Origin of the sequence: Microbacterium sp. 4-7 (genome assembly GCF_014332665.1) — a bacterium.
GTDB lineage: Bacteria > Actinomycetota > Actinomycetes > Actinomycetales > Microbacteriaceae > Microbacterium.
The window spans coordinates 315,935-335,015 of the sequence record NZ_MCRH01000001.1; the positions used below are offsets into that span (position 1 = coordinate 315,935).

20 protein-coding genes are annotated in these 19,081 nt (G+C 68.8%); 5 read left to right on the plus strand and 15 right to left on the minus strand.

All coding sequences use genetic code 11. From position 1 onward, the window contains the following. Nucleotides 1-37 precede the first annotated feature (37 nt). The 8 genes from BEP68_RS01435 to BEP68_RS01470 all read right to left on the minus strand — a co-directional run bounded on the left by BEP68_RS01435 (nt 38) and on the right by BEP68_RS01470 (nt 9,335). The gene (locus tag BEP68_RS01435; RefSeq protein ID WP_187248993.1) at nt 38-2,299 is read right to left on the minus strand and encodes a heavy metal translocating P-type ATPase; all 2,262 of its coding nucleotides are present in this window, start codon (nt 2,297-2,299) and stop codon (nt 38-40) included. 69 nt (nt 2,300-2,368) lie between these two features. Next, a complete protein-coding gene (locus BEP68_RS01440; protein ID WP_187248994.1) occupies nt 2,369-3,331 on the minus strand; it encodes a heavy-metal-associated domain-containing protein in 963 nt (320 codons plus the stop codon). Next, nucleotides 3,328-3,540, minus strand: a complete 213-nt coding sequence (locus BEP68_RS01445) for a heavy-metal-associated domain-containing protein (protein ID WP_187248995.1) — start codon at nt 3,538-3,540, stop codon at nt 3,328-3,330. Before BEP68_RS01445 ends, BEP68_RS01440 begins: the two co-directional genes overlap by 4 nt. A 155-nt stretch (nt 3,541-3,695) precedes the next feature. Beyond that, entirely contained in the window at nt 3,696-4,634 is a 939-nt protein-coding gene (locus tag BEP68_RS01450; RefSeq protein ID WP_187248996.1) for a carbohydrate kinase family protein, read from the minus strand. After that, nucleotides 4,628-6,136, minus strand: coding sequence for a glycoside hydrolase family 32 protein (locus BEP68_RS01455; protein ID WP_315985246.1), 1,509 nt, complete (start codon nt 6,134-6,136; stop codon nt 4,628-4,630). Before BEP68_RS01455 ends, BEP68_RS01450 begins: the two co-directional genes overlap by 7 nt. A 36-nt stretch (nt 6,137-6,172) precedes the next feature. Further along, nucleotides 6,173-7,006: a carbohydrate ABC transporter permease gene (locus tag BEP68_RS01460; RefSeq protein WP_056276257.1), complete on the minus strand. Its 834-nt coding sequence runs from the start codon at nt 7,004-7,006 to the stop codon at nt 6,173-6,175. Between the two features lie 8 nt (nt 7,007-7,014). After that, complete coding sequence (locus BEP68_RS01465) at nt 7,015-7,953, minus strand: carbohydrate ABC transporter permease (RefSeq protein WP_201778482.1); 939 nt, start codon at nt 7,951-7,953, stop codon at nt 7,015-7,017. Then, on the minus strand, nt 7,953-9,335 hold the full coding sequence (locus BEP68_RS01470; RefSeq protein ID WP_187248997.1) for an extracellular solute-binding protein: 1,383 nt from the start codon (nt 9,333-9,335) through the stop codon (nt 7,953-7,955). The genes BEP68_RS01465 and BEP68_RS01470 overlap by 1 nt, the downstream gene beginning before the upstream one ends. Nucleotides 9,336-9,530: 195 nt before the next feature. On the opposite strand from BEP68_RS01470, the gene BEP68_RS01475 reads away from it, so the two are divergent. Together BEP68_RS01475 and BEP68_RS01480 are read left to right on the plus strand one after the other, a co-directional pair. Continuing rightward, complete coding sequence (locus BEP68_RS01475) at nt 9,531-10,556, plus strand: LacI family DNA-binding transcriptional regulator (protein ID WP_053098481.1); 1,026 nt, start codon at nt 9,531-9,533, stop codon at nt 10,554-10,556. 118 nt (nt 10,557-10,674) lie between these two features. Further along, nucleotides 10,675-11,427, plus strand: coding sequence for an SDR family NAD(P)-dependent oxidoreductase (locus BEP68_RS01480; protein WP_187248998.1), 753 nt, complete (start codon nt 10,675-10,677; stop codon nt 11,425-11,427). A gap of 275 nt (nt 11,428-11,702) precedes the next feature. On the opposite strand, the gene BEP68_RS01485 is transcribed toward BEP68_RS01480, so the two are convergent. The 4 genes from BEP68_RS01485 to BEP68_RS01500 form a co-directional block, all read right to left on the minus strand. Continuing rightward, nucleotides 11,703-12,926 (minus strand): MFS transporter, encoded by a 1,224-nt coding sequence (locus tag BEP68_RS01485; RefSeq protein WP_187248999.1) that lies wholly within the window; start codon nt 12,924-12,926, stop codon nt 11,703-11,705. A gap of 85 nt (nt 12,927-13,011) precedes the next feature. Further along, complete coding sequence (locus BEP68_RS01490; protein WP_187249000.1) at nt 13,012-13,302, minus strand: hypothetical protein; 291 nt, start codon at nt 13,300-13,302, stop codon at nt 13,012-13,014. A gap of 3 nt (nt 13,303-13,305) precedes the next feature. Further along, entirely contained in the window at nt 13,306-13,635 is a 330-nt protein-coding gene (locus tag BEP68_RS01495) for a hypothetical protein (RefSeq protein ID WP_187249001.1), read from the minus strand. Nucleotides 13,636-13,707: 72 nt separating this feature from the next. Then, a complete protein-coding gene (locus tag BEP68_RS01500) occupies nt 13,708-14,157 on the minus strand; it encodes a MarR family winged helix-turn-helix transcriptional regulator (RefSeq protein ID WP_056276197.1) in 450 nt (149 codons plus the stop codon). A 123-nt stretch (nt 14,158-14,280) separates the two neighbouring features. On the opposite strand from BEP68_RS01500, the gene BEP68_RS01505 reads away from it, so the two are divergent. Together BEP68_RS01505 and BEP68_RS01510 are read left to right on the plus strand one after the other, a co-directional pair. After that, a complete protein-coding gene (locus BEP68_RS01505) occupies nt 14,281-14,532 on the plus strand; it encodes a hypothetical protein (protein ID WP_187249002.1) in 252 nt (83 codons plus the stop codon). Beyond that, on the plus strand, nt 14,532-15,089 hold the full coding sequence (locus tag BEP68_RS01510) for a MarR family winged helix-turn-helix transcriptional regulator (protein ID WP_053098456.1): 558 nt from the start codon (nt 14,532-14,534) through the stop codon (nt 15,087-15,089). The genes BEP68_RS01505 and BEP68_RS01510 overlap by 1 nt, the downstream gene beginning before the upstream one ends. A gap of 15 nt (nt 15,090-15,104) precedes the next feature. On the opposite strand, the gene BEP68_RS01515 is transcribed toward BEP68_RS01510, so the two are convergent. From BEP68_RS01515 to BEP68_RS01525, 3 genes are all read right to left on the minus strand, one after another. After that, a complete protein-coding gene (locus BEP68_RS01515) occupies nt 15,105-16,682 on the minus strand; it encodes an MFS transporter (protein WP_187249003.1) in 1,578 nt (525 codons plus the stop codon). 98 nt (nt 16,683-16,780) lie between these two features. Continuing rightward, nucleotides 16,781-16,954, minus strand: coding sequence for a CsbD family protein (locus tag BEP68_RS01520; RefSeq protein ID WP_072590528.1), 174 nt, complete (start codon nt 16,952-16,954; stop codon nt 16,781-16,783). A 56-nt stretch (nt 16,955-17,010) separates the two neighbouring features. Further along, complete coding sequence (locus tag BEP68_RS01525; RefSeq protein WP_056276194.1) at nt 17,011-17,259, minus strand: hypothetical protein; 249 nt, start codon at nt 17,257-17,259, stop codon at nt 17,011-17,013. A 91-nt stretch (nt 17,260-17,350) separates the two neighbouring features. Between BEP68_RS01525 and BEP68_RS01530 the strand changes: the two genes are divergently transcribed. Then, nucleotides 17,351-19,015, plus strand: coding sequence for an SDR family oxidoreductase (locus tag BEP68_RS01530; RefSeq protein ID WP_187249004.1), 1,665 nt, complete (start codon nt 17,351-17,353; stop codon nt 19,013-19,015). Nucleotides 19,016-19,081: the final 66 nt, after the last annotated feature.

Here is a 19,081-nt window from a genome sequence, read left to right on the forward strand (position 1 = left end):
TCTCAGTGTGTCTCGGCGGTCGCCGAGAGCCTAGGGGTCACCGCGTCGCGATGCTGCGGAACCCGCGCAGACGCAGACTGTTGCCCACGACGAAGACGCTCGACAGCGCCATCGCCGCACCGGCCAGCATCGGGTTGAGCATTCCCAGCGCCGCGACCGGGATGGCCGCCACGTTGTAGGCGAAGGCCCAGAACAGGTTGGTCTTGATGGTCGAGAGCGTCGCCCGCGAGAGCCGGATCGCGTCGACCGCGCTGCGCAGATCACCGCGCACCAGGGTGATGTCGGACGCCTCGATCGCGACATCCGCTCCGGTGCCCATGGCCAGGCCGAGGTCGGCCTGGGCGAGGGCGGGTGCGTCGTTGACGCCGTCGCCGATCATCGCGACCGTCTTCCCCTCACCCTGCAGTCGGGTGATGACCGCGACCTTGTCTGCCGGGAGGACTTCGGCGATGACCTCGTCGATGCCGACCTCCGCGGCGATCCGCCGGGCGACGGCCTCGTTGTCGCCGGTGAGCAGGATGGGCGTCAGCCCGATCGCCCTGAACCGGGCGATCGCCTCGGCGCTGCTCGGCTTCACGGTGTCGGCGACGACCAGGATGCCGCGAGCCCGGCCGTCCCAGCCGACCGCGACGACCGTCTTGCCCTCGCCCTCGGCGCGGGCCTTCGTGGCGGCGAGCTCGGGGCTCAGCGCCTGCGCCCACTCGGCGAGGAGCGAGTCCCGGCCGACGATGACGGTGTGGCCGTCGACGACGCCCTGCACGCCCTTGCCCTCGATGTTCGCGAAGTCCTCTGGTGCGGGCAGTGCGCCGATCTCCTGGGTCGCGCCCTTGGCGATCGCCTGCGCGATCGGGTGCTCGGAGGCATCCTCCAGCGCACCGGCCAGCCGCAGGAGATCCGAACGGTCGGTGCCCGGCTCGACGAACACGTCGACGAGCGTCATCCTGCCGGTGGTGACGGTTCCCGTCTTGTCGAGCACCACGGTGTCGACCGTGCGCGTGGACTCCAGGACCTCCGGCCCCTTGATGAGCACTCCCATCTGCGCACCGCGGCCCGTGCCGACGAGCAGCGCGGTGGGCGTCGCGAGGCCGAGCGCGCAGGGGCACGCGATCACGAGCACGGCGACCGCCGCGGTGAACGCCGCCGTCATGGGGAACCCGGCGCCGAGCCAGCCGCCCAGCGTGACGACGGCGATCACGATCACGATCGGCACGAAGACACCCGAGATGCGGTCGGCGAGGCGCTGCACCTCCGCCTTCCCCGTCTGGGCGTCCTCGACGAGCTGGGCCATCTGCGCCAGTTGCGTGTCGGAACCGATCCGGGTGGCGCGAACCACGAGCCGCCCACCGACGTTCGTCGTGGCGCCCGTGACGGCGTCGCCCTCGGCGACCTCGACCGGCACGGCCTCGCCCGTGAGCATCGACGCATCGACGGCCGACGTGCCCGACACCACGATGCCGTCGGTCGCGATCTTCTCGCCGGGCCGCACGACGAATTCGTCTCCCACCTGCAGGTCCTCGACCGGGATCTTGGTCTCGACCCCACCGCGCAGCACGGCGACGTCCTTCGCGCCGAGCTCGAGCAGCGCACGCAGCGCCGCGCCGGCCTGCTTCTTCGACCGCTTCTCGAAATAGCGCCCGGCGAGGATGAACATCGTGACACCGGCACCCACCTCGAGGTAGATGTTCGCCGCTCCATCGGACGGAGCGAGCGCGAACTCGAAGGGGTGGGTCATGCCCGGCGTGCCGGCCGTGCCGAAGAACAGCGCGTACAACGACCAGAGGAAGGCGGCCGATGTGCCCAGGGAGATGAGCGTGTCCATCGTCGCGGTGCCGTGGCGGAGGTTCATCCAGGCCGCCCGGTGGAACGGCCAGGCCGCCCAGAGGATCACGGGAGCGGCCAGCGCCAGCGACGCCCACTGCCAGTACGTGAACTGCAGCGCGGGGATCATCGCCATGGCGATCACCGGCACGGTCAGCACGACCGCACCGATCAGGCGAGTGCGCAACGAGCGAAGCTCCGGGTCCTCGGCGTCCGGATCTCCGGCGTCCCGCACCGCCCCCTTCGGGGCAGGCAGCGACGCCGAGTAGCCGGTCTTCTCGACCTCGGCTATCAGCGCGGCCGGGTCGTACCCCTCGGGAACGGTGACCTTCGCCTTCTCGGTCGCGTAGTTGACGGTCGCCACGACGCCCTCGAGCCTGTTCAGCTTCTTCTCGATCCGCATCGCGCAGGACGCGCAGGTCATCCCGCCGATCTCCAGCTCGAGACCTGTCCCCGTGGTCGAGGGTGCTGACGTGCTCATGTTCGTTCCTTCTGTGCGATGTCGTTGTGGGTCGCAGCAGGCAGCCGCGGTGGGGGCGATGAGCGACGGTCAGTGCGCGTCGTCGTGCGAGTCGCCGTCGGATTCGGGCGCGCCGTCAGCCGGAGCGGCATCGAGCACGAACGCGGCGGTGTGCACGGCGCCGTCGACCTGGAAGTCCAGGTACAGCAGGTAGCGCCCGGCAGTCGGAGCCTCGGCGGCGAACGCGATCTCCGGCCCCGACGTCTCGCCGGGTTCGGGTTCAGCGCCCGCGGCGTGCACGTGCAGGTAGGCGAGGTCTCCGTCCCGGAGTGCCACGAGATGCCCGAACGCCCCGAGATACGGCTGCAGAGCGGTGACCGACTGGCCGTCGCGAGTCACGGTGAACGTCAGCTCGCTCACCGCCCCGGCCTCGAGAGCCCCGTCGACCGAGACCGTATAGCCGTCGACCTCGGCGACCTGTGTCGGCTGCGGCTCGACGGGTGCGAACTCGCCCGCCACCTCGACGGTGCGCGCGAGAGTGAGCGACGGCGCATCGGCGCCCGCCGGCGTGAAGTCCGCGAAGACGCGGTATGCGCCGGCATCCGTCCACTCCCACGGCAGCGACCAGGTGCCGGTCGACTCATCGAGCACCGGATGCACGTGGCGGTACTGGCTTCCGTCGGAGCGCACGACGATCAGGTGCAGCTGCTTCTCGTGCGCGGTGGCATACGCCGTCACCGGGATGCCGTCTGCGTCGTCGATCCGGAACGCCAGCTCACCGGCTTCTCCCGTCGATGTCGGGGCCTCGACCGGCGACATCGTGTAGCCGTCGAGCCCGAGGGAGAGCCCTTTCAGGTCGTCCGCCGGAGCACTCTCGCCCTCGCCGGAACCGGCGGCACTCGCATCGTGAGTGTCGTGTTCGTCCATCTCCGCACCCTTCGTCCAGTCACTCACGGCACTCGCGGGGATGATGACGCCGGCGAGGCCGAAGGCCGCGCCGAACGCCACCACCAGGCCGGCCCCGAAGAGGCCGAGCCGTGCGCCGGAGTTCATGACGTCCGCACCGCCGAATAGCCCGCCTCGGCGACGGCTGCGAGGATCCGCGTCTCGTCGATCGGGGCGGATCCGGTGACGACGAGCGTGCCGTTCTGAGCGCTCACCTGAACGTCTTCGACGCCGGGAACTCCGGAGACCTCTTCGCGGACCGACATCTCGCAGTGGCCGCACGTCATGCCCGTCACCTGGAACTCGTTCTTCGTCATCATGTCTCCTTGTCTTCGTTCTAGTACCCCAGGGGGGTATTAGACACAAGCGTATACCCTCTCCGGGTATTCCACGATGGGCGCACGAAAATCGCACCGCACGAACCGGCCGTGCGGTGCGTGCGGTGCGTGCGGTGCGTGGGAGTGCGGGCGCGTCAGCGCGAGGAGATCGCCAGCTCACTCAGGCGCGGCGGGTTCGCGCCGCGCCGGGACACGGTGACGGCCGCGCCCGCGAGCGCGGCCTCGGTCACGCGTTCGAACCGCGTCAGATCGCGGGCGTCGGGATGGAACGCGTCGGCGGCGAGCGCCGGCGCCAGCCCGCCGGACACCACGCCGTGGATGAGGCCCGACATGAAGGAATCGCCCGCACCGATCGTGTCGACCACCTGGACCGGCGGCGCCTCTCTCTCGACCGGCCCCGTTCCCCCCTCGATGAGCGAGACGCACCCGTCGCCTCCGCGGGTGACGACGGCGAGCCGCGCACCCAGCGCGATCACCCGCGCGAGCACGTCATCGATCGGGCATCCGGGATACAGCCACTCGGCATCCTCATCGCTGAGCTTCACGATGTGCGACGCCGCCATGATCGCCTCGACACGCTCGGTCGTGGCCGCGCGCGGCCCGAGAAGCTCGCCCCGGATGTTGGGATCGTAGGTGCGCAGAATGCCGTCGGGGACCGCGTCGATCATCGCGCGGACGGCATCCGCCCCGGGGTCGAGCACCGCGCCGAGCGAGCCGACATGCACCACGTCGACGCCGGCGGCCTCTGCGATCGCGACCTCCGCTGACACATCCCACTCGATGTCGAAGTCGTAGGCCGCAGCCCCGTCGGCCCCGATCACGGCGACGGCGCGGGACGTGCGCTCCCCTGCTCTCATGCTCGTCGGCACGACGGCGACCCCCTCCCGGGCGAGGTGCTCGCCCAGCATCCGTCCGTGCGGGTCGTCACCGATCCGCGTGAGCAGTCTCGTCGCGAGTCCGAGACGAGAGAGCCCCACCGCCACGTTCATCGGCGATCCGCCGGGGTGGGGCACACCGCCGACGACGTCGACGAGCGCCTCCCCCACAACGAGGCACCGTGCAGTCGTCAGCACGTCAGCTCGGCGACGGCGACACGGGCGTCGAGGAGCGCTCCCCCCGAGGCCTCCAGCACGCATGAGCGATGCGCAGCTGCAGGGATCAGCGCCGTGAGCACCCGAACGCCGTCCTCCGCGAAGAGCTCGAGAGACGACACCCTGTCGTTCAGCCGATCGATCCAGATCTCCCAGTCGATCTCGTCCGGGCGAGTGACGGGCATCGACATCGACCCGCCGACCCCGGCGGGAGGGATCAGCTCGGGGCGGACGACGTCGATGCGCCCGCTCGCGCGGTCCTGACGGATCACGACCCCACCCGCATCCGCGCCCTCGAGGCGCAGTTCGACTCCTCGCGCGTCTCCGAACGCCGCCGAGACCCTGATCCGCGCGGCGTCCGGCAGCTGCTCGGACACCGTGGTCGGGCCCGTCATCGAGCCGAGCTCGGTGAACTCGACGGGCGCGGCGTCGACCGCCGGCGCCTGGCGCAGACGCACCACGCCGCTGCGGTCGCGGGTGAGCGAGAGCCGTCGAGGGAGAGTCATCGCGGTGCGGTACTCGGACGAGTCGTCCTGGGGGATGCGGCCGGCGTACTCCCAGTTGTCCATCCAGGCGATCAGCGTCCGCTCGCTCTCGGCGAGGCCGTCGAAGGTGACACCGGCGTAGCAGTCCGGGCCGAAGTCGATCCAGCCGTACGCCTCGAGCTCGTCTCGTGATTGACTGCGGTCGACCATCAGCCGCCGCGAGGGAGTCGGATGCGGTGCGCTCGCGCGGAACGTCGTGCCGTCGAAGTCCCCCACGACGTAGTGGGTTCCCGATCCCCCCGCGATGCCCCCGGGGTTGAGGCTGATGAGCAGCACCCACCGCGAGTCGGTCTCATCGCCGTCGACGGCGAGCCGGAACATGTCGGGGCACTCCCAGACCCCGCCGACGGGTCCCGCGGGGCCGTACGACGAGAGATACGTCCAGGTCGTGAGATCGTCGGACCGGTGGAACAGCACCTGCCGGTCGTGGGCTTCGACCGCGACCATGACCCAGTACCCGCCGTCGGCGTCGTCGTAGCGGAACACCTTGGGGTCGCGGAAGTCGCTGGTGCCACGGTCGAGCACCGGGTTGCCCTCGTACTTCGTCCAGACGTATCCGCCGTCGGTGCTGTACGCGAGGGCCTGGGCCTGATGCCCTGCAGCGGCCGCCGTGTAGAGGGCGACCAGGGCCGGCTCCTCGGCGGTGCCGAATCCCGAGGTGTTGCCGTGATCGACCACGACGGAGCCGGAGTAGATCTGCGCCGCGTCGTCCGAGAGGATGGCCGGCTCGTGCTCGGTCCATCGCGCGAGATCCGTGCTCGTCGCATGCCCCCAGCTCACGTTCGAGTGCGAGATCCCGTGCGGGTTGCACTGGAAGTACAGGTGGTGGATGCCGTCGTGGAAGACGAGTCCGTTCGGATCGTTCATCCAGTTGTTCCGCGGCGCGAAGTGCGTGCGCGGGCTCGTGGTGCGGACCGGAGGAGAGTCAGTGGGGGTCACCGGGGTAGTCGTCTTTCTCTGTGGTGGGGGCGTGCATCACTTGCCGACGCCGGCGGTGAGTCCTTCGCGCAGCGGCTTCTGCCCGAAGAAGAACACCAGGAGTGCGGGGATCATCGAGAGGATCACTCCGGCGAGCACCGTCGACACGCTGCCCGTGCCGAGGTTGCCCTGCAGTGTGACCAGACCGAGCGGCAACGTGAAGTTCTGCTCGCTGATCGTCATGATCAGCGGACGGAAGAACTCGTTCCAGTGGTAGTTGAAAGCGAGGATGCCGACGATCGCGAGACCCGGGGTCGCGAGCGGCAGGTAGACGCCGAAGAACGTGCGCCAGGGGCCCGCTCCGTCGAGCTGGGCGGCCTCTCCCAGCTCGGTCGGGATGCCCATGAAGTACTGCCGCATCAGGAAAGTGCCGAATGCCGTCGGGAGCGCGGGGACGATGAGCGCGAGCAGCGTGTCGGCGAGGCCCATGCCCCTCACGAGCATGAACACGGGGACGATCGTCACCTGCAACGGCACCATCATCGTCGCGAGGATCAGGGCGAACAGCAACTTCTTGCTGCGGAACTCGAACTTCGCGAACACATACCCGGCCATCGCGGCCGAGAGCATCTGACCGGCGGCGACCAGCACCACCACCAGCGCGCTGTTCCATGCGTAGAGCCAGATCGGGATCTTGGCGAAGACGTCGGCGAACGCATCGAACCCGACGCTGACCTCCTGGGTCACGGGGTCGGTCGGCGAGAGCGCCGTGATCAGGGTCCAGACGACGGGACCGATGGTCAGCAGGGCGGCGAGCCCGAGAAGGGCGAACTTTCCGCCGGTGCCGAGGGTGTAGAGCCAGGAACGCTTCGAAGACACTGTCGTGGTCATGATGGGCCTCACCCGTAGAAGACGAATCGGCGGCTCAGCCGGAACTGGATGGCCGTGACGAGCATGATGAGAAGGGTCAGCACGATGCCGATGGCCGATGCGCCGCCGAAGTCGAGCTGTCGGAACGCGGACTCGTAGATCACCATCACCGCGGTGCGGGTCTCGTCGCCGGGACCGCCTCGGGTCAGCACCCACGGCTGGTCGAAGATCTGCAGCGCGTTGATGATCGCCATCACCGATGCGACGAGCAGGGTCGGGCTCACTAGCGGCAGCGTGATCATGCGGAACTGAGTCCACCCGGCCGCGCCGTCGAGGGAGGACGCCTCGTAGACCTCACTCGGGATCGCCGCGAGACCTCCGATGAAGAGCAGGAACGTGAACCCGAAGTTCTGCCACACGTAGACCAGCAGCACCACGACCTTGGCACCAAGGCCGGTCGTCAACCAGCCGACGTCCGCGATGCCGATCAGGTTGAGCGTCTGATTGACGAGCCCGAACTCCTGATTGAACAGGTACGCCATGATCAGCGAGACAGATGCCGCCGACAGGATCAGCGGGAAGAACAGCGCCGACCGGAAGAACGTGCGCAGCCAGTTCGGCATCCTGGACTGGACCAGCACCGCCAGCACCAGAGCCACCGACAGCTGCAGGATGACGGCGACGACGACGAAGCCGATGGTGTTCAGGAACGAGACGCTCACGGTCGGGTTCGCGGCGAGGTCGACGAAGTTGTCGAACCCGACGAACACCGGGTCGGAGATGATGTCCCAGCGGAAGAACGCCAGGACGAACGATCCGATGATCGGCACGAAGTTGAACAGGCCGAGCCCGATCAGCGTCGGCGCGAGGAAGACCCAGGTGAAGACGCGCCCCGATCGGGCGACCGTGCCGGTCTCCCGACGCAGCTTCGTGGGCACCGTGACGGTGCGGGTGCTGCTCTCGGACATCAGTTGCCCCCCAATGCGAGCTCGAGATCTCGCTGCATGGTCTCGAGTCCTCGGCGGACGCCGGACGGACCGTTCGTGATGGTCGACACCACGTTCTTCAGCAGGGCGGATTCGACGGCGGCCTGCTGGGGCGGTGCCGGCATCGGACCCGTGTCGGGGAACTTGTCCAGCGTGTCGTAGAAGACGTCCCAGTGCGCCGGCCCGACTCCCGCGCCGTAGAGCTTGGCGTTGAGTGAGCGACGGGGGAGCGACGAGTCGGGTTTCGAGTGCGCGATCGTCATGCCCTCGACCGAGACACAGTACTTGAGCCACTCCCACGCCTCGTCCTTGCGCGGCGAGGTCTCCATGATCGCGTAGCCGCCCGCGCCGAACTGGTGCCGCTGCCCCGCCATCCTCGGGAAGTAGGTGACGTCGTAGGCGTCGTTCGCGACGCCGGCCTCCTCGAGGCCGCGCACCCAGAAGCCGCCGGCCGGGGTCATCCCGACGGAGCCGGTGGAGAACAGGGAGACCAGCTCGTTGCCGCCGCCCTGCGCCGGGTTCGCCGCGAGCCCTTCCGAGACCATGCGCTCGAGCACCGAGAAGCTCTCGACCGCATGCTCGTTGAGCGCGTCGGCCTGCTTCCACACGTAGCCTCCGCTGCGGGCCGGCTGATCCGGATAGAAGCGGTCCCAGAGCCAGTCGCCGCCGGTCGCCTTCTCCTCATGCAGGAAGCTGGTGTTGTTCACATACAGCCAGGGCACCACTCCGCCCCACAGCCGGTTGTTCCAGAAGTACGGCAGGAACTGCCCCGAGGCGCTCTTCTTCATCGCGCGGGCGGTGCCGAGGAAGTCCTCCAGCGTCCAGTTGTCCGCGGGACGCTCCAGCCCCGCGCGCTCCATGGCCGTCGTGCTGTAGAACACGTTGGCGGCGTTGAAGTTGTCGGGCATCTGGAAGAGGCTGCCCTGATACATGAACGCCTCGATGAGGGTGGGGTTCACGTCATCGAAGTACTCCTGCATATCGGACGCGTCACGACGCACGAAGTCGTCGAGCGGGTGCGCGAGGCGCGAGGCGAAGAGCTGCGCCCCCTCGGTCGCGACGGTGACGACATCGGGTGGCGTGCCCGCGGCGATCATCGTGAGGATCTTCGCGAAGTACTCGCTCCAGTCCTGACCCTGGATGGCGACGATGCGCACCTCGACGCCGGGGTGCTTGCGCTGGAAGCCGTCGATCAGCGACTGACGAGCCAGCGCATCCTGCGCGGTGCCGAAGAGGGCGACCGTCAGAGTGTCCTTGCCGCGCCCGGGGATGTCCGATCCGGTGAGCCTCGGCCACGAGACGACGGTGCCGACGATGCCCAGTCCGATCGCGCCGAACAGAGCCCTGCGAGTGAGATCAACCACGATGTTCTCTCCTGTGTGATGACTTCGCGGCACGGATCGAGAGTCCCGGGCTGCGATGCTAAATTGATTCAGCATCGCCGAGAGTAGCATCGTCGAACCGCGGTCGCAACGATTTTGCTAAATCAATTCAACACGGGTGGTTTCGGGGCTCGGCATCCACTGCCTATGCTGGATCGCAGCGACTGGAGGACGCCGATGCCGAAGAGAGTGGATCGCAGACCGACGCTCGCCGACGTCGCGGCGCTCTCGGGCATGTCGAAGGCCTCGGTGAGCATGATCCTCAACGATCGACCAGGGTCGCGACTCTCCGTCGACGCGGCGCGACGGGTCAAGGCCGCCGCCGAGGAGCTGGGCTATCGGCCGAATCCCGCGGCTCAGAGCCTGCGCCTCGGCAAGACGAAGACGCTGGGTTTCATCTCCGACCAGATCACCGTCACCCGCTACGCCTCCGAGATGATCCGCGGCCTGCTGTCGGCGGCGAAGGAGCACGGCCACACCGTCCTCATCGCCGAGACCGAGGGCGACGACGCGACCATCGCCGACGAGATCCAGGCGATGATCGACCGCCGGGTCGACGGCATCCTGATCGGCCTCCTCGGCGCCCGCATGATCGAGGTGCCCGAGACGCCCGCAGACGTCCCCGTCGTGATCGTCAACGGCACGTCGACGACGGGTCACCCCTCGGTCCTGCCCGACGAGCGCGTCGCGGGCCACGCGATGGCGCGCCTGCTCACCGATGCCGGGCATCGCCGTGTCGGCGTGATCGGCAACAATCCCCGTGCGGTCTCGTCCCCCGTGTACTCGGTGACCATCGGCTCGCGATTCGACGGCATCCGCGCCGCGTTCGCCGAGGCGGGCGTCGATCCGCTCATCATCGACGTCCCCGAGTGGAACCCCGACATCGGATACACGCGGACCCTGCAGATGCTCGACGCGCACCCTGACCTCACGGCGATCCTGGCGGGCAACGACGGCGTGGCGTTCGGCACGTACCAGGCGATCGCCGAGCGAGGGCTGAGGGTGCCGGACGACATCTCGGTCGCCTCCTTCGACGACGAGGAGCTCGCCAGCTTCCAGCGGCCGGGGCTCACGACCGCCCGGCTCCCGTACGACGTGATGGGTCGCACAGCGGTCGAGATGCTGCTCGGCGAGCGGCCGCTCGACGCCGTGCTGATCCCCATGCCGGTCATCGAGCGGGCGTCGATCCGCCGTGTGAGCTGACGCGCACGGATCCATTCACGTGCATCCATCTCCCTGAGACAGGCGTAGGCTGGAGACCTAGGACGGACCGTCCGAGAAGATCTCCCGGCACCGTGACCGTCCGGAAGAGGAGTCACTCGTGGCTCAGTACGACGTCTCGAACCGCTCGGCGATCGTGACGGGAGCAGGCAGCGGAATCGGACGCTCGACCGCTCTGCTGCTCGCCCAGAACGGCGCCTCCCTCGTGGTCAACGACCTGAACGCGGACAACGCGAACGCGGTCGTCGAGGAGATCCGCGCCGCCGGCGGCATCGCCGAGGCATCCGTCGGAGACGCGACGGACACCGACTGGATCGCCAGCTCGGTCGAGCTCGCGAACACGCTCGCCCCGCTGCGCATCGGCGTGAACAACGCCGGCATCGGCGGCGCATCCGCTCCTACCGCCGAGTACGACGACGCCGCGTGGGACAAGGTCATCTCGATCAACCTCAACGCCGTGTTCCGCAACATGAAGGCGCAGATCCCCTCGATCCTCGCGAACGGCGGCGGCTCCGTCGTCAACATCGCGTCGATCCTCGGCAGCGTCGGCTTCGCGAACTCCCCCGCCTACGTCGCCGCCAAGCACGCCGTCGTGGGCATGACCAAGTCGGCTGCCCTCGAGTACTCCGCCCAGGGCGTGCGCGTGAACTCGGTCGGCCCCGGCTTCATCGACACCCCCCTGCTCGCCACCATGGGCGACGAGGCCAAGGCGTTCCTCGTGAGCAAGCACCCGATCGGTCGCCTCGGCCAGCCCGACGAGGTCGCGAACCTCATCGCCTTCCTCGCCAGCGACGCCGCCAGCTTCATCACCGGCAGCTACCACCTCGTCGACGGCGGCTACACCGCCCCCTGAGGCTCGGTCGCCACGCGCCGCTGTCCGCGCCGCGCCGTTTGCAGGACGAAAACACGGATGCAGGGCGAGATCGACCATCTCGCCCTGCATCCGCGCTTCTGTCCTGCATCCGGCACCGACCTACCCGTCGGCACCGGATCAGGCCACCCGACGCCCCTCCGTCACCCGAGACGGTCCAACCGCAGGGTCGCCGTGGCGCTGTGCGCGGCCATGCCCTCGGAGTCCGAGATCACCTGCACGGCGTGCGCGAGCTCGGGCGTGGCCGACCCGAACTGCTACTCCCGAACCCTGCGCTTCTCGAGCACTCCGGCGAGAAGCACCGCGACCAGAGCCGCAGCCGGGGCCACGATCAACCCGGCCCGCAGGCTCTCGGTGTCGGCGATGAACCCGACGATCGGCGGTGACAGCAGGAAGCCGAGCCGCAGCAGCCACGACACGACCGTGAGCCCCACTCCCGGTCGCAGGCCGGGCAGTTCGTCCGCCGCATGCATGGCGGCCGGGATGAGCGTCGCGATGCCGAAGCCGACGGCGGCGAATCCGGCGATGGTTCCCGGCACGCTCGGGAAGATGAGCGCGAGTGTCATGCCCGCTGCGGCGATCAGTCCTCCGACGCGGGCCACCGCGCGCTGCCCGAACCGGTCGGTCATGCCGTCGCCCAGCATCCGGCCGATGAACTGTGCGCCGACGAGCGCGATGAATCCGAGCGGCGCGATGGCGGCCGCGGCGCCGAGCGATTCACTCAGATAGAGAGTCGCCCACGAGTTGCCGGCGTCTTCGGCCACCGCACCGGCCATCGCGATGAGCGTGAGCGCGATGATGATCATCACGGTGCGAGGGCTGACTCCGCGGCGCACGGCGCCGCCCAGCTCGACCGGCTCGGCCGTCGCCTCCGCATCCGCCTCCTCATCGCGTCCGGGCAGGCAGAACCAGAGCGCGGTGAAGGCGACGGCCGCGAACACCGCGGTCGAGATGCCGAGATGCAGGCCGAGCGGCAGCTGCAGGGCGATCGCGGCCGCGGCCATGCCTCCGCCGAGAACCGCGCCGATCGACCAGATGGCGTGGAACGAGTTGATGATCGAGCGGCCGTATCGCCGCTGCACGCGCAGACCGTGCGCGTTCTGGGCGACGTCCGTGATCGCGTCGGATGCCCCGCCGAGCAGAAGGGCGACGGCGAAGAGGATGCCGGAGGGCGCCAGTGCGGCCGCGAGCAGGCCGAGCCCCGTGGCGATCGTGCCGAACACGGCGATCCGCGCCGAGCCGAATCGACGGATCAGCACGGCGGCGAGAAGACCCGCGGCGATCGCGCCGGCAGGGAAGGCCGCGATCGCGAGGCCGTACCCGGCGTTGTCGAGCCCCAGAGCAGCCTTGATCTCGGGGTAGCGGGGCAGGATGTTGGCGAACAGTGCGCCGTTCGTGAGGAACAGCGCCGAGACCGCGATGCGCGCTCGGCGCGACGCCTGGTCGACAGCAGGCCGTCGAATCGATTCGATCGAAGTCATAGCAATGACCGTACACGTCGAGGGACGTCGTCGAAAATCGCCTTTCGCATCGCGTATGCCAGCCGTGCGGCGATCGCGATCAGCCTCAGTGGAGCAGCGGTTCGCCCTGTGCGAGCTCTTCGTCGATCACGGATGCCGCAGCGACCGCAGCCTTGGCGGCATCCAGGTCGTCGAACTGGCCGATGAAGTCGGACTGCGCTCCGAAAGCCCGAAAGCCCTCACGCGGCGTCCCCGTGATCGATCCGAGGAACTGGCGCCGGTCATTGCCGACGTAGAAGCCGGGATCGACCTCGACCCACAGCCCTCGCGTCCGCGAGGCGCCTCGCACCCGCGCGCTCGTCGCCGCCTTGGCGGCATTCCTGATGCGTGCGGACATGGCTCACGCAGTCATCGCGTGCAGCACACGCGACCCCGTGAGCGCCGGAGCGAAGTCACCTCGGGTGAGGTCGAGCCCGCCGGCAGAGTTCGCCGCGTTCATCATCGAGACCACCAGCGAGCGGTTGATGCTCGGCTCCTCGTCCATGGCGAACCGGAGGGGGATGGAGGCGTGCACCCAGAGCGTCTCGACGGCGCCGTCGCCGATCGAGAGGGTCAGGGGGAAGGACTCGTTGCGCCGCAGCTTGGTCACGATCACCAGCCGCAGGTGGGTCAGCAGCTCGTCGTCGATCTCGATCGGTGCGGCGGTGCTTCCGTAGGTCAGGTAACCCATGTTCTCTCCCTCACGCTCAGACTGGCTTGAGAAATAGATTACTAGGTTACCTAGCTAAATCCCAGTCGGACGTCAGGGAAGGTCGCCGATCTCTTCCGTCAAGCGGTGCAGGAACCGTGAGATCGCATCGGTCTGCTCGGGCGTGAACTCGTCGGCGAGGGCGGCGATGCGCTGCGTGAGCTCGTCGCCGGGCGAGTGGAGATCGCGCAGAGAGGGTCGCAGAACCTTCGATCGCGCGTCAGCCGGATGCGGGGCGACGACGATCTGGCCGCGCTCCTGCAAACGGCGCAGCAGGCTCGTGATCGCGGCCGTGCTCACGTTCAGGTGCGCAGCGAGTCCTCCCGGGGTCGCGGGAGCATCCGCCGGCGCCTCCGTGATGTACCTCATGGCCTCACGATCGGTGTCATTGGGCGCGCGCAGCGCGGCGAGACGACGGCCCAGCTGCGCCTCGGCGCGACGGAGTTCGTCGACCCGAGCGACGAGATCGGTCGACGTCGTTCTGATGTCGGTCCTGCTGGCCATGTGTCACCCCCTGACCCCTCCATGCTACTCGAAAGACAGGTAACGAGGTGGCCTAGCGAATTCCAATGCCACCAGGGACTCTGATCGGGTGCGAAGATAGAACACGGGCAGGAAAGGGACGTCATGGTCGAGCGATTCACACTCGAGGATGCGGGGTACATCATGTACGCCGACATGCTCGATCGCCTGCGAGCGCGGTTCCCGTCGGTTCCCGCCTGGCGGCTCGACCAGATCGTGGCCGCCGAGCACGACGCCATCACGGGCGGACTGCTGCGGATCGTCCCTGCCGAGGTCGAAGCCGGCGCGATCGAGATGCTCGCGCGCGAGCATGGAGAGAACGAGGGATCCCTGAGCGATGACGGCGAGGTGGCGTGATGGAGCGCTCTGAAGAATTCGGCCGATCGGGGTACTGGTACCCCGACTCCGACAGCGCGAGCACGGTCGACGTGCTCAACATGCTCCGCCGCTACCGCTCGGCCGAGACCGCCATGCGAGCCCGCACCAGGGCGTCGATGGGCATGAACGAGACCGACCTGGTCGCGCTGCGATTCCTGCTGCGCGAGCAGCGGGCCGGCCGCATCGTGCGCCCGATCGACATCGCCCGCATGCTCGACATCTCCACGGCGTCGACGACGACCCTCATCGACCGCCTCGAGAAGGGCGGGCACGCGAAGCGCGAGCCGCACCCGACCGATCGCCGCGCCGGGGTCGTCGTGCCCACCGTCAGCAGCGACGACGAGGTGCGCGAGACCCTCGGCGCGATGCACCGGCGGATGCTGTCGCTCGTCGACGAGATGAGCGACCGCGAGCGCGGCATCGTGACGCGATTCCTGGCCGGCATGACCTCGGCCATCGAAGAGGCGTCGGATCTCGATCAGGAACTGCGCGACGTCATCCGCTCGCACGAGGAATCCGAGCCCTCCGGCGAGTGATCCCTCCGCCGCGGGTCAGGCCTTCTCGACCTGATCCTCGACCCGAGCGCCGGCCTCTCCGTCGTCGTCCGCGGCGTTCTCGAGGCGTTCGGGGAACAGCTCGTCGAGGTCGAGGTCGGGGTTCTCCTCCTGCGTCTCGACCAGTTCCACGGCCTCCTCGATCGTCTGCACGCTCGGCATCGCACCCGGCAGAGGCCTGCGCGCCGACTCCTTGAGCACCACCACGGCGATGAAGCCGGCGATCGAGGTGCCGATCACGTAGAACGCCGGGGCCAGCGACGATCCGGTCATCTGCACGAGCGCCTCCATCACGACCGGAGCCGTGCCCGCGAACAGGGCGACGGCGAGGTTGTACGAGATGCCCATGCCGCCGTAGCGCGACGACGTCGGGAAGAGCGCGGGCAGAGACGAGGCGAGGTTGGCCACATAGAAGGTCACGGGGAAGGCGAGCAGCACCAGGCCGAGAAGCGTCGACCAGATCTCCCCGTGCATCATGAACAGGAACGACGGCACGGCCAGCACGATCGCCGAGATCGAGCCGATGAACAGCACCTTGCGGCGTCCGATGCGGTCGGAGAGCTTTCCGGTGAGCGGGATGCAGAGCGCCATCGCCACGAGCACGGGAAGGGTCAGCAGAGTGCCGTGCACCTCGTCGTAGCCCAGGGTTCCGGTGAGGTACGTGGGCATGTAGGAGGTGAGGGCGTAGCCCACGGTGTTGGCGGCGGCGACGAGCACGAAGGCCGTCAGCAGTTCGCGCCAGTATGCGCGGATCAGTGCGAGCACGCCCTTGGGCGCATCCGCCGACGCCTGTGCGTCGTCGGCCGCGCGCTTCGCCGAGTCCTGTGCCTCCTGGAATGCCGGGGTGTCCTCGATCTTCAGCCGGAAGTAGATCGCGATCAGTCCGAGCGGAAGCGCGACGAGGAACGGGATGCGCCAGGCGAAGCCCTGCATGACCTCGGCCGACAGCGTCAGCTGCAGGATCGAGACGAAGGCGGCGCCGATGGCGAAGCCCATGTACGAGCCGAGGTCGAGCAGGGAGGCATAGAAGCCGCGACGCCGGTCGGGCGCGTACTCGGTGATGAAGGTCGTGGCGCCCGCGTACTCGCCGCCGGTCGAGAAGCCCTGCGCGAGCTTGAGCACGATCAGCAGGATCGGCGCCCAGACGCCGATGACCGAGAAGTCGGGGAGCACGCCGATGAGGAATGTGGCCGCGGCCATCATGATCAGCGTGAAGGCCAGCACGCGCTGACGGCCGAGTCGATCGCCGAGCTGGCCGAGCACGATGCCGCCGAGCGGACGGGCGACGAAGGTCACCGCGAAGACGCCGAGCGAGAAGAGCGACTGCGCCCCCGCGGATGCGTCCGGCAGGAACGCCCGCCCGATGATCACCGCGAGATAGCCGTAGACGCCGATGTCGTACCACTCCATGAGATTGCCGACCACGGTGCCGGCGACCGCGCGGCGGAGCATCGGGCGGTCGACGACGGTGACGTCCTCGACCGTGAGCCGACGAGGCTCTGCCGCGGCGGGACGCAGCCGTCGCAGCAGGCGCTGCCACAGGTTCGGCGTGTCATTGTTCAGGCGGTCGGACATGCTGTCTCACTCTCTCTCGCCGCACGACCATCGCAGGTCGGGCCGCACAGAAGGCGGGGAGGTGGCTCGCGCCACCTCCCCGCCGTTGCTCACCGGTGTCAGTTGTTGAACGCGTCCTTCACGTTCTCTCCGGCCTTCTTGACGTCGGCCTTCGCCTGGTCGGCGCGGCCCTCCGCCTCGAGCTTCTCGTTGTCGGTCACCTTGCCGACGGCCTCCTTCGCCTTGCCGGCGAGGTCCTGAGCGGTGTTCTTGATCTTGTCATCGAGTCCCATGGGGGCTCCTCTCTCTTATCAGCGGTGGTCTGTGGTCGAGCGCCCGCGCCGTGCGGTCACAGGGGGATGTCGAGGGCGGATGCCGCCAGCGGCAGAGTGCCGGCGGCGATGACCGCGATGAGGCCGACGACTCCGGCGGACTTCCAGAACGGCGTGCGCGATGCGGGGAGCGGGCCGCTGCGGAGCCCGGTGGAGCGGCCGACAGCAGCACGTGCCGACAGCGGGGCGACGTCGACAGGACCGTTCGGCAGGATTCGCCGAGACCGGAGCTCACGACGGGTGGGGTACTGCGTGGCTGTCGACATGTGATCACCTTCCTCCGCCAAAAGATTACTAGATGAACTAGTCAATCGCCAGCCTAGTGAAATTTCCGGTCATCACGCCTACGCTCGACACATGACCGAGCTCACCCAGCCCACCGGGCACGAAGAGGCCCTGCGCGCCCTCCCCCGCGAAGACGGATCGGCGCCTCGCGCGTTGGTGCTCGGCGCCACGGGATACATCGGCGGGCGGCTGACGCCTCGTCTGCTGAACGCCGGATACCGGGTGCGCGCACTGGCCCGGGACGCCGCGCGCGCGGCATCCTTCCCATGGGGTGCCGACTGCGAGATCGTCGAGGGCTCGGCTGACGACGCGGACGCCGTGGCCGAGGCCATGCGCGATGTCGACGTGGTCTACTACCTGATCCACTCGATGACGGCGGGCAAGGGGTTCGAGGAGAGCGACGAACGAGCGGCCACCACGGTGGCGGATGCCGCGGCGAAGGCCGGCGTGCGCCGCATCGTGTACCTCGGCGGACTGCACCCCGACGATGTGAAGCTCTCGCCTCATCTGCGCTCCCGGGTGCGGGTGGGCGAGATCTTCCTCGAGTCGGGCGTTCCGACGCTCGTGCTGCAGGCGGGCGTCGTGATCGGCTCCGGTTCCGCATCGTTCGAGATGATCCGGCACCTGACCGACGTGCTGCCGTACATGCCGGCACCGAAATGGGTGCGCAACCGCATCCAGCCGATCGCGGTGCGCGACGTGCTGCACTACCTGCTGGGCGCCGCGCGCGTCGATGACAGCGTCAACCGCGCCGCCGACATCGGCGGACCCGACGTGCTGCGCTACGGCCAGATGATGAACGGCTATGCGCTCGAGGCGGGTCTGCGCCAGCGCGCGATCGCTGCCCTGCCGGTGCTCACTCCGGGACTCGCATCGCACTGGGTGAACCTGGTGACCCCGGTTCCGCGATCGATCGCGCGCCCGCTCGTCGCGTCGCTGCAGAACGAGTGCATCGTGAAGGACCGCGCGATCGATGACCTCATCCCCCGCCCGGACGGCGGGCTGACCCCGTACCGCACCGCCGTGTCGATGGCGCTGGGCCGTCTCGACGCCGACACCATCGAGACGAGCTGGCAGGATGCCGAGGTCTCGGGCGCCCCGAGCGACCCGCTGCCCAGCGACCCGGACTGGGCGGGACGCACCGTCTTCACCGACACCCGCAAGCTGAAGACGTCGGCCCCGGTCGACGGACTGTGGCGGGTGATCATCGGCATCGGCGGGTCGAACGGCTGGTATTCGTCGAAGTTCCTCTGGGCGGTGCGCGGCTGGATGGACCGGCTCGTCGGCGGAGTCGGGCTCCGCCGCGGACGCCGCAGCAAGGCCGAGGCGCGGGTCGGTGATGCGATCGACTTCTGGCGCGTCGAAGCCGTCGAGGAGCCCGGCCGCAAGACCGACTCGTCGCCCGCGAGCGGCGGACTGCTGCGGTTGCGCGCCGAGATGAAGGTGCCGGGCGAGGCCTGGCTCGAGCTGCGCGCACTGCCCGACGGCGACGGATCCCGCTACGAGCAGCGGGCGGTGTTCTTCCCCCGCGGGCTCGCGGGACGGCTGTACTGGCTGGCCGTGCTGCCGTTCCACGGCTTCATCTTCGCGGGCATGGCGGCGAAGATCACCGCCGCGGCATCCGTCCCCGTCGAGACGGTCGCGCCCGGTGTCGGCGAGGCGGGTGCGGGCGAGGCGGGTGTCGGCGAGGCGGGTGCGGGCGAGGCGGCCCCGACTGAGACGGCCCCCGTCGCCTGAGCCTCTGGGCCGGGGCTGAGGCGGCATCCGCCTAAGCCCTGGCGCCCCGCGTCTGCCGCCTCGCGC